15 protein-coding genes are annotated in these 12,567 nt (G+C 59.3%); 9 read left to right on the plus strand and 6 right to left on the minus strand.

Annotated elements, in window-relative coordinates; genetic code table 11:
* Positions 1-10 precede the first annotated feature (10 nt).
* Positions 11-484 carry an Lrp/AsnC family transcriptional regulator gene (locus X773_RS66855; RefSeq protein WP_023679377.1) on the plus strand — a complete coding sequence of 158 codons (474 nt, stop codon included), beginning with the start codon at positions 11-13 and terminating at the stop codon, positions 482-484.
* Between the two features lie 197 nt (positions 485-681).
* On the opposite strand, the gene X773_RS66860 is transcribed toward X773_RS66855, so the two are convergent.
* Complete coding sequence (locus X773_RS66860) at positions 682-1,314, minus strand: acyl-homoserine-lactone synthase (protein WP_031212529.1); 633 nt, start codon at positions 1,312-1,314, stop codon at positions 682-684.
* Between the two features lie 73 nt (positions 1,315-1,387).
* Positions 1,388-2,137, minus strand: coding sequence for an autoinducer binding domain-containing protein (locus tag X773_RS66865; RefSeq protein ID WP_023679379.1), 750 nt, complete (start codon positions 2,135-2,137; stop codon positions 1,388-1,390).
* A gap of 130 nt (positions 2,138-2,267) precedes the next feature.
* Between X773_RS66865 and X773_RS66870 the strand changes: the two genes are divergently transcribed.
* Positions 2,268-2,483, plus strand: a complete 216-nt coding sequence (locus X773_RS66870; protein WP_023679380.1) for a helix-turn-helix transcriptional regulator — start codon at positions 2,268-2,270, stop codon at positions 2,481-2,483.
* A gap of 28 nt (positions 2,484-2,511) precedes the next feature.
* On the opposite strand, the gene X773_RS66875 is transcribed toward X773_RS66870, so the two are convergent.
* Complete coding sequence (locus X773_RS66875) at positions 2,512-2,790, minus strand: helix-turn-helix transcriptional regulator (RefSeq protein ID WP_023679381.1); 279 nt, start codon at positions 2,788-2,790, stop codon at positions 2,512-2,514.
* A 146-nt stretch (positions 2,791-2,936) separates the two neighbouring features.
* Between X773_RS66875 and X773_RS66880 the strand changes: the two genes are divergently transcribed.
* The 6 genes from X773_RS66880 to X773_RS66905 all read left to right on the plus strand — a co-directional run bounded on the left by X773_RS66880 (position 2,937) and on the right by X773_RS66905 (position 8,591).
* The gene (locus X773_RS66880) at positions 2,937-3,710 is read left to right on the plus strand and encodes an IclR family transcriptional regulator (RefSeq protein ID WP_245274797.1); all 774 of its coding nucleotides are present in this window, start codon (positions 2,937-2,939) and stop codon (positions 3,708-3,710) included.
* Positions 3,700-4,893 carry a Xaa-Pro peptidase family protein gene (locus X773_RS66885; protein WP_023679383.1) on the plus strand — a complete coding sequence of 398 codons (1,194 nt, stop codon included), beginning with the start codon at positions 3,700-3,702 and terminating at the stop codon, positions 4,891-4,893. Before X773_RS66880 ends, X773_RS66885 begins: the two co-directional genes overlap by 11 nt.
* Positions 4,890-6,182 (plus strand): threonine synthase, encoded by a 1,293-nt coding sequence (locus X773_RS66890; protein ID WP_023679384.1) that lies wholly within the window; start codon positions 4,890-4,892, stop codon positions 6,180-6,182. The genes X773_RS66885 and X773_RS66890 overlap by 4 nt, the downstream gene beginning before the upstream one ends.
* A gap of 164 nt (positions 6,183-6,346) precedes the next feature.
* Positions 6,347-7,093: an ABC transporter substrate-binding protein gene (locus X773_RS66895; protein WP_031212530.1), complete on the plus strand. Its 747-nt coding sequence runs from the start codon at positions 6,347-6,349 to the stop codon at positions 7,091-7,093.
* Positions 7,094-7,206: 113 nt separating this feature from the next.
* Positions 7,207-7,863 (plus strand): amino acid ABC transporter permease, encoded by a 657-nt coding sequence (locus X773_RS66900; RefSeq protein WP_023679386.1) that lies wholly within the window; start codon positions 7,207-7,209, stop codon positions 7,861-7,863.
* A complete protein-coding gene (locus tag X773_RS66905; protein ID WP_023679387.1) occupies positions 7,860-8,591 on the plus strand; it encodes an amino acid ABC transporter ATP-binding protein in 732 nt (243 codons plus the stop codon). The genes X773_RS66900 and X773_RS66905 overlap by 4 nt, the downstream gene beginning before the upstream one ends.
* Positions 8,592-8,630: 39 nt before the next feature.
* On the opposite strand, the gene X773_RS66910 is transcribed toward X773_RS66905, so the two are convergent.
* The 3 genes from X773_RS66910 to X773_RS77585 form a co-directional block, all read right to left on the minus strand.
* Complete coding sequence (locus tag X773_RS66910) at positions 8,631-9,686, minus strand: PLP-dependent cysteine synthase family protein (RefSeq protein ID WP_023679388.1); 1,056 nt, start codon at positions 9,684-9,686, stop codon at positions 8,631-8,633.
* Positions 9,683-10,339 carry a kinase gene (locus tag X773_RS66915; RefSeq protein WP_245274798.1) on the minus strand — a complete coding sequence of 219 codons (657 nt, stop codon included), beginning with the start codon at positions 10,337-10,339 and terminating at the stop codon, positions 9,683-9,685. Before X773_RS66915 ends, X773_RS66910 begins: the two co-directional genes overlap by 4 nt.
* Positions 10,340-11,111: 772 nt before the next feature.
* A complete protein-coding gene (locus tag X773_RS77585; protein WP_023679390.1) occupies positions 11,112-11,297 on the minus strand; it encodes a hypothetical protein in 186 nt (61 codons plus the stop codon).
* Positions 11,298-11,955: 658 nt separating this feature from the next.
* Between X773_RS77585 and X773_RS78430 the strand changes: the two genes are divergently transcribed.
* A complete protein-coding gene (locus X773_RS78430; protein WP_245274799.1) occupies positions 11,956-12,399 on the plus strand; it encodes an AAA family ATPase in 444 nt (147 codons plus the stop codon).
* Positions 12,400-12,567: the final 168 nt, after the last annotated feature.

Consider the following 12,567-nt stretch of genomic DNA (forward strand, 5'->3'; position numbering starts at 1 on the left):
GTAACGTTCGATGCCAAAAAGTCGACTGGACGATATCGACCGAAAGATCATTGCCGCGCTGCAGGTCGACGGCAGGATGACGGCGCAGCAGCTTGCCGAACGGGTCGGCCTTTCGGCCTCGCCCTGCGCCCGCCGGGTCCGCCTGATGGAGGATATGGGCGTGATCACCGGCTATGCCGCCCTGATTGACCAGGACATGGTCGATCTGCCGATCTCGGTGTTTGCCTCAATCAAGCTTGAGCGCCAGCGCGAGAACGAGCTGAAGCGGTTCAACGCGGCGATCGCACGCTGGCCGGAGGTGGTCGATTGCTATCTGATGACTGGCCAGCGCGACTATCTGTTGCGTGTGGTGGTGCGCGACCTGCACGCCTATGAGCGCTTCCTGAAGGAAAAGCTAACGCGGCTCGATGGCGTCGCCTCCATCGAGTCCAGCTTCGCGCTTGCGCAGATCAAGCGGTCGAACCGGCTGCCGGTCGAGACATGATTTTTTCCAAGCGTTGGCAAGTCAATCGCTTAGTTTTCGGTTTCGAACAACACGATTTCGCCCGGTGGTGACTGGAGCGGCCGATTTTGCGACTAGCGTTTATGGCTGAAAGGTGGATGCGCATTCGCCGGCATGCACCAACTTGTCCGCCAGGCAGCATGGTCGTTCGAGGCGTAACGCCCAGCGACGGCCTACGGTCAGGCCGGCTGCTTGATTGGCGTGTCGGCCCAAAGCACTGGGTCCGTTATGCGGTAGAATTGTCGCGTCGCGGCCAAGGCGGACGGGCCGACGTCGACCATCACGCAGATGATGGTCATGTCATCGCATTTGAATGGAGCGCCGAGCCTTTTCGGGCACCACCCGATCGATGCCAAGCGGTCGAACCAGTAGTCCTCACAGACGATCGTCAGATTGCTAATGCCTCTTTGAATGCAGAATTCCAGAATTCCGCAGTAGATCACGCCGGCGGCCTGGCAGGGCCGGCCGGGCTCGCGAAAATCCCGGGCCACGAAAAATCTCGTCCACTCATAGATATCGGGTCGGCGCGGAACGCCACCATCGGCAAGTTGCGGAAAGATTTCGCTCATCAGATGCGGTCTGAGGCTCGGCACCAGGCGGGATCCGGCAACGACACCTCTTCCCGGCTGGATGCCGAGCAGATGAATCGCCTCGGATGTATCAAACGGGTCGATCTCGCGACTGTCGGGGCGCCTCAGCTCATGCCAGCCACGTTCATCGACATAGATTTCATGTCTCAGGCGGAAGTAGCTGTCGAGATCCTCTCGATAGGCAAAGCAGTTTGACGCGTCGACGACATGGACCTGAATCATTGTGGTTCCTCGAGATGGAACCCCATCCGACCACGCGACGATTGCCCGTGAAATACCCAGATCTGAGGATGGATCAAAGCTCGATTTCGTGCCTGCGAAAAGCCTCGACGATTGCGTGCACGACGTTGGCGGTGCTGAGCTTCTGCTTGATGTTGCGCAGGTGGGTCGTCACAGTGTTTTCCGAGATGCCAAGTATTCGGGAAACCTCCCATGCGGTCTTTCCTCCCGCGACCCACTGCAGGATTTCACGTTCTCGTTGGGAAAGCTTTTGTCTCGGCCGCCTGCGCGAGTTGCCAACGAGTCGTTCGGCAGCCGAATAGGCATGGCGCGCAAGGGCATGAATGGTGCAGCGCACCGTCGGCGCCAAATCAATTTCGCGTCCGGCAACCGTTACACAGGCCGGATCGCCAAACGCAGCCTGGATCGGGATGCAGATCCCGTCGCAAAGCCCAAACTCTTTCGCTTCATCCATCACCCTCCTGGCATTGCCGTCCGTCAAGCCGTGATGGACGTCCCGCCAAAGGAAGGGCCCGATCGCACCACGGCACAAAGCAACACAAGGGTCATGGCGATAGTGTCCGGCAGCCATGTAGCGGTCGTACCATTCCTGCGGCCAACCGTTGACAAGGATGTGTCCATCCAGCGATCCGGTGTCCTGGCGTGGCAATTCGGTGACGAGACAGGCTGCGTAGCCGTGACGTTCGATGCTCTTGCGCAGTTGCCGAATGATCTCGGCGGCGCTGGTTGCACGGTCAATCTGCGCGGTTGCTTCAAAGATTTGTATTAGCTGATCCTGTAAGACGCTCCCGTGAACCGCCGCCATTGTAGGCCCTTTCAATGTACTGAGACAAAGAAAACAAAATAAATAACTTAGGTCCGACCGCAACGTCCGGCATGACTTTTGACTACTATAGTAGGTGGCACTAAAGGGCGCGTTCTGACTGCCTCGCCGCATGAGGCTGAGGTCTGTTTTTGCTCGCAATCTGAGGTTGCTTCGCCAAGGTACCGGCTTGTCGCAGGAGCAGCTCGCGGACCTTGCCGGCCTTGATCGCAACTATGTCGGCAAGCTCGAGCGGGAGGAAAACTCACCGACCGTCGACACGCTGGAGGTGCTGGCGCTGGCATTGCAAGTTGACGTGGAGCAGCTCATCCGTCGAAACTCGCCATGATGCACCGGCCAGTAGGCCGCCGAGAGCATCAGCACTTACTCTTGCGCCGCTCACGCGCCGCCACAGCACCATCGCCAGCTGAGGCTCGGGCGTTTCTGCCGGGCCGTTTCGTCAGCTCCTCGATGTCGACGCTTAATGCAGTGGCAAGCTTTGCGAGCGACAGGAGTGTGGGATTGCGCCGGCCGGCCTCGAGACCGCTCAGATAGGCGCGCGTGAACCCTGAACGGAACGACAGTTCCTCTTGAGAGAGGGCTTGTGCGCGCCGAATCCTCTGTACGTTCAGGCCGACAACCACCCGTAGGTCCATGAGGGCATGGTCGTCGCTGCGTACACTTTAGGACGACACACTATAGTGAACATTCATCATTGACAGGCGCTGCCATTGCTGCTTTTCTCGTCATATTACGGAACGCCATTCCGAAATAAGGAACGCCAGTGACAGGAAATCTTTCGTTGGAACGTGGCCTTGCGGTTCTCAATGTCCTCAAGGAAGCGGACGAAGCGGTCGGGGTGCGCGAACTCGCCCGCCGGCTTGAGCAGAGTGCTCCCGCCGTGCAGCGAATTCTGAACACGCTGGCAGAGCAGGGCTATGTCGAGCAGTCGCCAGACTCGCGGCGCTACCGGCTGGGTCACTCCGTGCTGGCGCTTGCGCGGAAGGTCTTGGGTAGAGACCGCCTGGTTGGTTTGGCTGAAATCGAACTGCAGGCGCTGGCCGCCGAAGGTTGCTTCAACGCATTCCTCGGCATCAGGCGCGGCAATTGCGGAATTTATCTCCTGACCGTGCAAAGCAAGAGTCCGGTCGTCATTCGTTCTTCACCTGGCGAGACCTTCCCCTTGCACTCCACCGCGTTGGGCAAGGCGCTCCTGATGGAGCTGAGCGGCGAGGCGGTCATTGGGATTCTTGGACGCGGTCCACTGGAGCAGGTTGCCGTACGCACAGTCACCGATCCGCACAAGCTCGTTGCTCAAATCAGAGCGTCCGAGCCCATCGGCTACACAACATCCCTGGACGAGAATTTTACCGGGCTGATTGCGGTCGGCGCACCGCTTCGCGATGCATCAGGCACAATCATGGCTGCGATAAGTGTGGCCTACCCCCGGTCTGTGGGGCCGCATGTGGAGATCGCCGAGGTTGGAGAGGCAGTAATGGCAGCTGCGGCGCGCATCTCAGCAGGCCTCGGCTTTCTGGAAGCAAAACAGGCTCGGGATTCCCACCATGCTGCTTAACGAGGCCCGCCTGAAACAATGCATGTCGGCAGCCGGGTTTGATGCCGTCATAGCGACGATGCCGGAAAACGTGACCTATATGAGCGGCTTCTGGGCTCTGCCGCAATGGATCCGTCGTGGTCCGCAGGCCTATGTGGTGTGGCCAGCTCCCGACAAGGGCACGCCTGAAATCATCGCCAGCTCCAGCACCCTCGACCTCGTTGCCGATCAGGAACTGTGGGTAAGCAAGGTTCGGCGCTATGGCGACTTTTACGCCAATGTCGGTTCCTCGACCACCGTGGACCTCTCCAATGAACGACACCTCCAGCTTCGAGACCTGCCGAGGCATGGCGATGCCATTGCGGCTTTGGTCGCCGCATTGGAAGAAGCCCAGCTCGGCCGTGGGCGGATCGGCATAGACGAGGCGGGGCTCGCGCCAGGATACCAGGAAACCCTCGGAGCCCATTTTCCCAATGCGTCGTTCCTACCAGCCACCGCATTGCTTCGCGAGGTTCGTGCCGTAAAAACGGCAGATGAAATCGAACGGCTCGGCCAAGTTGCCCAGATCGCCGAACGCTCCATTCAAGCAGCACTCGGCGTTGCTCAGGAAGGCGCCACCGAAGCAGATCTGGCGCGCGCTTTTCATGTCAGGACGGTCGAGGAAGGCGCCCTGCCCGTACTGGGATGCATCGGCTTTGGCGAGCGCAGCGCGCTCATGAACGTCCAGCCGTCTGACCGCAGGTTGCGCGCAGGAGAAATCATCCGCTTCGACGTCGGTGGCCGGTTTCGGCACTACCGCGCCGACATTGCCCGCATCGCCACGCTGGGCGAGCCGCCGCCGCAGGCGCATCGGCTTCAGCAGGCGCTGCTGCGCGGCGTTCAGCATGCCTGCGACATTATCCGGCCCGGCATGCCGGCAGCACAGCTCTTCGAGACGGTCGTGCGTGTGGTGAAGCGCGAAGGAATTGCCCACTACGAGCGCGATCACGTCGGACATGGCATCGGCCTTGATGGTTATGATGCGCCGACGCTCTCGCCGCGCAGTACAGACATCCTTGAAGAAGGAATGGTGCTGTGCGTGGAGACCCCCTACTACGAAATCGGCCGCTGGGGACTCCAGGTGGAGGACATGGTGGTTGTTCGCCAGCGCGGAGTGGAGCGGCTGACGCAGACGCACGATGCAATCACCCGGGTGCAGTTATGAGCCGCGCGGCAGGGTTTTCCTGTATTCGATGCGGCGCCTTGTTCCGGATCGATACCAAAATCGACTCACGCGGCTGCCCGATATGCTGTGCCGAAGCACCGGCCAATCTTAAGGTCGCTTACGATCCATCCGGAGCTACATCGGCCGCTTCCACAGCGGGTGCCGCCCTGCCCTCGCTCTGGCGCTATGCCGACATGCTTCCTTGTGGACTCAGCGATGCAATCTCCTTGGGCGAGGGCCTGACGCCGTTGCTGAGCGCCGAGAAGCTGGGAAAGCAGCTCGGCGTCCCCAAGCTTCTTATCAAGGACGAGGGCGCAAACCCTACCTGGTCCCACAAGGACCGCTTCTCGACCGTGGCGGTGTCGATGGCACGTTTGAGTGGCGCACGCGTGGTGGCGACTGCTTCGTCGGGGAACGCCGGGGCCTCACTTGCCGCCTATGCTGCTCGGGCGGGCCTGAAATGCGTCGTTGTCACATTCTCAGGCACCGCCGGCGCAATGTTGGCGCAGATCCGCAAATACGGCGCAAGCGTCGTATCCCTGGCCGACAAGTCCCATCGCTGGCCATTGCTTGCCGCTGGTACCGAGCGCCTCGGATGGTTTGCAACATCACCGTTTCACAGCCCCGTAGTGGGCAGTCATCCTGTCGGGATCGAGGGCTACAAGACCCTGGCTTACGAAATCGTCGAACAAATGCACGGTGCCGTGCCGGACTGGTGCGCCTTGCCTGTTTGCTATGGGGACGCGCTTGCCGGGCTGTGGGCCGGATTTAAGGACCTTCTTAGCCAAGGCAAGATCGAGCGGTTGCCGAGACTCGTGGCGGCGGAAGTGCATGGATCTTTGGCCAGAGCCCTTGCCGGCAAGGGAGATCTGGTTGCCGAAGTCCCCGCAAGCTTCGACACGCTTGCCATCTCGATCGGCACCACACGAAGCACGTTTCAGGCGCTCAACGCCCTGCGTGAATCTGGCGGCACGGCAATGCCGGTCGGCAATATCGGCTTGATAGCGATGCAGCAGCAGCTTGCGGCCACCGAGGGTGTTTTTGCCGAACTTGCCTCGGTGACGCCATTTGCAGCTATCGAATCCTTGAGGCGAGAAGGCACCATCGCGCGGTCAGACAGCGTCGTTGCCATCGTGACAGCGAGCGGCCTCAAGGATTTGGATCGTTCGACCGGTCCGAACAAAGCACAACCATCGTTTCAGTCAGTTGCCGAAGCGTGGGAATACGTTGCCGAGGGCCGTGACTATTTCACGCCCTCACTTGAACGACGCGCGACCAAGATGTCCTGAAGAGAAGATAGAGACGATCATGAACGGATGCGAATTCTGATCGATTGATGATCTCGTCCACCATTGGACGGTATTGCGACTTCCTAAAAGCTATCCAGGAGAGGCAAATTCAACTCGCTTAGCGAGCGGAATCTCGATTCAAACATGATGTAAGGGGAATGTTCATGCTTCGGAAAACGCTCATCGGCTGGCTCGCAGCCCTCAGTGTCGCAATGGCAACTCAGACGATGGCTGAGGAAACGCTCAGAGTCGGCGTCACGCCAACCGGAGTGCCGTTCACGTTTGTCGACACCGCAACCCAAAAGCCGACAGGCGCGATGGTCGATCTGGCAAGTGCGATTGCCGCGAGCCTTGGTACGACCGCCGATTTTCAAATAAACGCTTTTCCAGCCCTGATCCCGGCATTGACGACCGACAAAATCAATCTGATTTCCGCCAGCATGTTCATAACAGACAAGCGCAAGCAGGTGATCGATTTCAGCACGCCGGTTTACGCCTATGGCGAGGCGATGTTTGTTGCTGCCGGCGACAGCGAGAACTACACGATCGAAGAGCTGAGAGGTGAGACCGTGGGGGCGCAGATCGGCTCGACCTACGCCGACGCCCTGGAAGCGCTTGGCGTCTTCGGTCAAGTCAAGCTCTACGACTCAATCGCTGACATGATGCGCGATGTGGTCCTGGGCCGCATCAAGGCCGGCTTTGGTGACGCCCCGATCGTCGCGTATCAGCTTTCAAAGAACCCCGAACTGGGAGTTCGCCTCGTCGACGGCTATCGGCCGATGAAAAAAGGCGAGGTCGCGTTAGCGGTCGCCAAGGAAAATCCACTGCTTCTCGAAAAGGTGAACGCTTCGATCGCGAAGTTGAAGGAAAGCGGCGAACTCAGGAGAATATTTGCCAAATATGGTCTCTGAAGGCCATCGCGCATGGACCGCGAAACAGGCGCCGGCTGGCAGGACCATAGGATCGCGTCGGAATGACCGGCTTTGTCGGCCGGGCTATGTGCCAAGAGGAATAAAAGCCGGCCATGACCAAATTCATCGCGCACGCAACGGAATATCTGCCGCTTCTTCTTAACGGCGTTTGGCTGACCGTGATGATAACCCTATTTGCGCTGTGCCTTGCGACCGCGCTCGGTCTTGTCTGGGCGTTGTTCAGAACATCTGGGATCTGGTCTCTCGCAGTGCCGACACGGCTCCTTGTCGACTTCGTGCGCGGCATACCGCTCCTCGTCGTTCTCTTCTATATTTACTTTGTCGCGCCCGATATCGGCATCAACCTGACCGCGCTTCAGGCTGGCACGATCGGGCTGGGGCTGGCTCACTCGTGCTATCTCGGGGAAACTTTCCGGGCTGGCATCGAGGCGGTCGATACGGGTCAGATCGAAGCGGCAAAATCGATCGGGATGAAGCGTCCGTTGATGATGCGCCGCGTCGTGCTGCCGCAAGCATTCAAGATTATCCTGCCACCTTACGCCAACAACATGGTCATGCTGCTAAAGGACTCCTCGCTGGTGTCGGTGATTTCGGTTCAGGAGCTGACCATGCAGGGCAAGATGCTTGCATCCTCCACATTCGACAACATGACAGTATTTACCCTGGTGGCACTGCTCTATCTGTGCCTGACGGTTCCGCTGAATCTGCTTATGCGTAAAATGGAAATCTATCTTGGGGCGGCAGGATGATCATCTTCGACGACGTGCACAAGTCCTTCGGGCTCCACGAGGTTCTCAAGGGGATCAACGCCGAGATCGCCAAGGGACAGGTCGTGTGTTTGATTGGGCCGTCGGGTTCCGGCAAATCGACGCTTCTGCGCTGTGTGAACGGGCTTGAAAATTATCAGCGCGGTCGCATCAGTATCGATGGCACCGTGGTGGATGCCGCCTCGCCCCAGGTTCATACCATCTGCACCCGCGTCTCGATGGTCTTCCAACGCTTCAACCTCTTTCCGCACCGCACCGCCCTGGAAAATGTCATGGAGGGGCCCCTATACGTGCTGAAGGAAAATAGGAAACAGGTCCGCGAGCGGGCAATGGCACTGCTCAACCGCGTCGGCTTGGCCGACAAGACGAATGCCTATCCCGCGTCGTTGTCAGGCGGCCAGCAGCAGCGCGTTGCCATCGCCCGCGCCCTGGCGATGCGCCCACAGGCCATTCTTTTCGACGAGCCCACCTCCGCACTTGATCCGGAAATGGTCGGCGAGGTCCTGCAGGTAATGCGCGCGCTCGCAGACGAGAACATGACCATGCTCGTCGTTACGCATGAAATTCAGTTCGCCCGGGAGGTTTCCGATAGTGTCCTCTTTCTCGACGGCGGCCGGATCGTCGAGCAAGGTCCGGCCAAGGAGCTCCTGCGACACCCGAAGCACGAACGCACAAAGGATTTTCTTCACCGGGTGATGCACCCCGTCTGACTGTTGGCCGGTGCTGCCTTGTCGCGTCGAAACTCTGATTCAGACCTGTCGCTCCGCCGGGGACGAGCCGTCAAACTGTGCGAGAACGGCGCTTAGAGTTCTACGGTCCCAAGGAAATCTGGTCCATGCCGTCTCCTCAGCCGGGCGAATTCGCTCGAGAACCGTTGGCTCAAGTGGAATTGAAATTGGCCAGTCCTTCAAGCCGGCGAGCCAATCCGGGTTATAGACTGTATCGGAATGACGATGCCCTTCATCTGGCATTATGACGACGGTGGAGGCTTCGGGATTTTGCTTGGCGAACCATGCGCCGACCAGGGCTGCGGCGCCGCTGGTCGGGCCCATGAAGAGCCCGTGATCGCGAAAAAGCCCATGCGCCATGGCGTAAGCTGGTAATGCGCCCACCCAATGAATATCGTCGATCATCTCATGTCGAACATTGTCCGGCAAAACGCTGTTGCCGAGCCCGCGCAGCATGCGCCTTCCGACAGGCTGGCCGAAGAGCATGCTTCTGTGGGTATCGACAGCAATCATCCTGAGATCTGGAAAGAGCTCACGAAGGAAACCTCCGGTTCCACACAGCGATCCCCCTGTGCCCACGCAGCCGATGAGGCAATCGACGCGGCCGAGTGAACGAACAACGAGATCCGCCAGGCGCGCGTAGGCAAGGCGGTTTTCCGGACTGTCGTACTGTCGTGGCCAATACGTGTCCGGGTTATCTTGCAAAGTCTTATGAAGGTACTCGAGGCGACCACGCTGATTGCCGTCTCCCTGAGGATCATCGATGGCCATCACTTTGGCACCGAGCTGTTCCAGTCGTCTCTTGAGTTTCACGTCGATGAGGCTGGAGGCCGTGACGAGCGTAAGCCCATACCCACGGGCGGCAGCTAGCATGGCGATGGCCAGGCCGAACGTGCCCGACGTCGTTTCAATGATGTGCCCACCGCGCTTAAGGCGTCCTGATGCTTCTGCACGGTCCACCATGAATCGGGCGGGCAGCAGCTTCATGAGGGAAAAGCAGGCGGCGTTGAGGTTAGGCGCGAGCTGGGCAAATCGCGGTGTTTCATAGGCGCGTAAGTAGTCTTCACCTGCGCTCACTGGATTACTCTCGTTTCGGCGTTAAGGCCAAATGTATGAACATCTGTGAAGCCTGCGCCCCTCAACTGCCTTGCGAGTTCGACGGCGCGCATGGCGGGTCGCGGTGCGGCAGCATCCAGGAGGATGCCGATCAAAGTGCCACTGTGAGCCACTTGCACGCCGCATGCGTCATGCCCGCGCGCTATGTCCAGAACAGTGTTGAAAGCTGCCTTCGGCAGATACCTCTGACTTATCCTGGCGCTGATGGTTGCGACACGTCCAAGCAGGCGGGGATCTTGTTGCCTAATTGAGCGACACGCCAATCCGCGCAGAACACGGAAGACTCCGATTTCCTCACTATCGTAGCGTGCTCGTCGCATGCCCAGCGTGTCGATGGGTCGGGCACTGCCGTCCCTGAAACCCACAACGAGAAAGGGCGGGAACTCGCCTCCGAAATGTTCGATTGTACGGCCTTCCCGCTGAGCGAAGAGAAGAGCTTGGTCGCAGTAGGCGATGGCGTCGCTTGCGCTTTCCGCGGCAACGGCCAGTCGCGCAACAGTTGACTGGCGCAGCGTGACGCGCGCCGAAGCCGCGACCGCGCGGATCGACGCAATGACGTCTGCCGTAGAGGAACCGTAGCCGTGCCCTATCGGGATAGAGCTTTCGATCGTCAATTCTCCCCCTCTTCCAGCTACCCCGACATGCTCGAGCGTGAGGGCCGCCGCGCGCGCCGCTTTGATCCGGTTTGCGGGTCGCGGCCGAATGCCATCTTGTTCATCCGGCCAGAAGGTCACTAGCGACTCTTGCGACGTCAGCGGAAGCGTGACGAGTCCGCGACAAAGCCGTCCGTTTTCCGCTTCAAAGACGCCTTGGAGGAATTCCCCGTGATGGGCGTGTGCCCGACCGACTCCTACCACCAGAGGCCACGCGACAGTCTCGTTGTTGATGTTGCTCGAATGTGTCTGCTGGCCGGATCTCGGTGTGCTTGTCTGTATCACCGCATCATCTCCTCACCATGGCATTGGGCGATGATGCGTGCGACTGACCCGTGCTGTCACTCGCCAAATCTTGGTAGTGCCATTGGCAAGCACATCGTGCAAAGATACGGACAAGATTACCCCACCAATTGGAGCCTCCAATACTGGACTAAACACAGCAGCACTCGTTTCGGGAACGGTTGGCCATGCGCCAAGCAATCCGAAACGAGTGCGGCCATGCACGGTGTTTTCAGTATTGTTCTTCTAAGGAGGGTTGGACTGCCCACCCTTTGTCAATACTGAGATCTGGCGATTGTCCGCAGCGGCCAAAAGCGCTCAAACGCGTTTTGTCGCCAACTTGACTTTGACCAGAGATGCGGAGCTCCGTCCAACTCGCGACCCTCAATCATGCACTTGTGGTCGCGGAGGAGGGCAGCTTTCTTCGCGCCTCGCGACGCGCAGGGATCGATCACTCCGCCGTCAGCCGGCGCATACGCGATCTCGAATACGCGATGGCAACGAGGATTTCGCCGCCATGCCCGCGACATCGGCCCAACCCCGGCAGGCGAGCGCTTTCCTGGAGCGTCTGCGCTCCGTGCTGCTCGAGCTTGATGATACTCTCACTCTGGCCAGGACCGCCACCAAAGATGAACATGAAAGCTTTCCATCGGCTCCAACGGAATCATCCTCGCCGGGCGAGGCTTGGATGCAATCATCGAGTTCGGGCAATCTCATGCAAATGTGACCGTCAGCTTGATAGAGAGTTCTTATCCTTCGCCGAAGGCTGCGCTGGGTGCCACCCAGGCCGACGTCGTCGTGTCCTTCTCCTCCCGATTCACCGGCGGCGCATGCGAACTGACACTGTGGAAAGACACTCTGGCTATCGTTCTTGCTTCAAATCATTCTCTCGCAAGCCATTCCGTGATCGAGTGGCAGGATCTGGACCAAGAGACGTTGCTCGTCCGCAGAGGCGAAGCATTTCTGCTCGCCGACGCTGTTGGACGCGGCGTGCAGCATCCTCCAATCCTCGAACATCACGTCAGTGCAGGCATCTTTGCGCCTCGTCGGAAACGGGCTTGTAGTCGCTCTGATCCACGACCGAGATGCCGACAGGGTTCTTAAAGATGCGATCTGTCGTAAGCTGCGGATCGGGGCAAACCAATTCAGATCTCCAGTTTAGCCCGTTGGCGACCCGACAACGCCAATCCTGCCTTACCGATCTTCGTCGCGTTCCTGCGCGATCGGTATTCGTCCTGACAGTTATCCGACCGTCATGGTCGGACAATCAACCCGGTTTCAGAGTCCGTCGTGCCTTGGCGAATGCTCTGTTTATTGTGATGAACCGGGTCAGCATCGGCGGGATCGGTTCCGGGCCAATCTCACAACTAAGGCGTCGGCGCCTTTTAACGCCCTTGCCTCTGCGCGTCTTGCACGGCTGGGCTGCCGGTTTCCTTGCAAAACTGGAACTGTACTCCATAATTGCAAGGATAATTGGACGCCGCATCAGCATAGAACTCACCGAGACGCTGGACAGCATGCCCGCTGTTGCGCTGCTCGGGCCGCTTCAGGTCGGCAAGACAACCCTGGCGCCGGAAATAGCCGAACGGCGTCCTTCGATCTACCTTGACCTCGAGTCGGACGCCGACCGCGCACGGCTTGCCGAGCCGGAGCTTTATTTGGCCGAGCATCAGGACAAGCTGGTTATGCTCGACGAGGTCCACCGGCTACCGAACCTCTTCCAGAACTGCGCGGGCTGATCGACCGCGGTCGGCTTGGCGGTCGCAAAGCCGGCCGCTTCCTGCCAAAATCTAACGCTTGGCACCCAACTAAACTGCCGCTCAGAGGTGGACAGCGGCTGTTCGTTTTGTCCACCCGAACGGGCAAGGAGCGCCAGGAGCGGTCACTAAAGCGATCGAGGCCGAGCG

This window comes from Mesorhizobium sp. LSJC280B00 (assembly GCF_000502835.1).
Classification (GTDB): Bacteria; Pseudomonadota; Alphaproteobacteria; order Rhizobiales; family Rhizobiaceae; genus Mesorhizobium.

Bases quoted from the DNA above. Each gene is read 5' to 3' on its own strand.
- X773_RS66900 (WP_023679386.1), top strand. From the start codon at position 7,207: ATGACCAAATTCATCGCGCACGCAACGGAATATCTGCCGCTTCTTCTT.
- X773_RS66860 (WP_031212529.1), bottom strand. From the start codon at position 1,314: ATGATTCAGGTCCATGTCGTCGACGCGTCAAACTGCTTTGCCTATCGA.
- X773_RS77585 (WP_023679390.1), bottom strand. From the start codon at position 11,297: ATGTTCATCTTTGGTGGCGGTCCTGGCCAGAGTGAGAGTATCATCAAG.
- X773_RS66885 (WP_023679383.1), top strand. From the start codon at position 3,700: ATGCTGCTTAACGAGGCCCGCCTGAAACAATGCATGTCGGCAGCCGGG.
- X773_RS66905 (WP_023679387.1), top strand. From the start codon at position 7,860: ATGATCATCTTCGACGACGTGCACAAGTCCTTCGGGCTCCACGAGGTT.
- X773_RS66875 (WP_023679381.1), bottom strand. From the start codon at position 2,790: ATGGACCTACGGGTGGTTGTCGGCCTGAACGTACAGAGGATTCGGCGC.
- X773_RS66895 (WP_031212530.1), top strand. From the start codon at position 6,347: ATGCTTCGGAAAACGCTCATCGGCTGGCTCGCAGCCCTCAGTGTCGCA.
- X773_RS66870 (WP_023679380.1), top strand. From the start codon at position 2,268: ATGAGGCTGAGGTCTGTTTTTGCTCGCAATCTGAGGTTGCTTCGCCAA.
- X773_RS66890 (WP_023679384.1), top strand. From the start codon at position 4,890: ATGAGCCGCGCGGCAGGGTTTTCCTGTATTCGATGCGGCGCCTTGTTC.
- X773_RS66865 (WP_023679379.1), bottom strand. From the start codon at position 2,137: ATGGCGGCGGTTCACGGGAGCGTCTTACAGGATCAGCTAATACAAATC.
- X773_RS66855 (WP_023679377.1), top strand. From the start codon at position 11: ATGCCAAAAAGTCGACTGGACGATATCGACCGAAAGATCATTGCCGCG.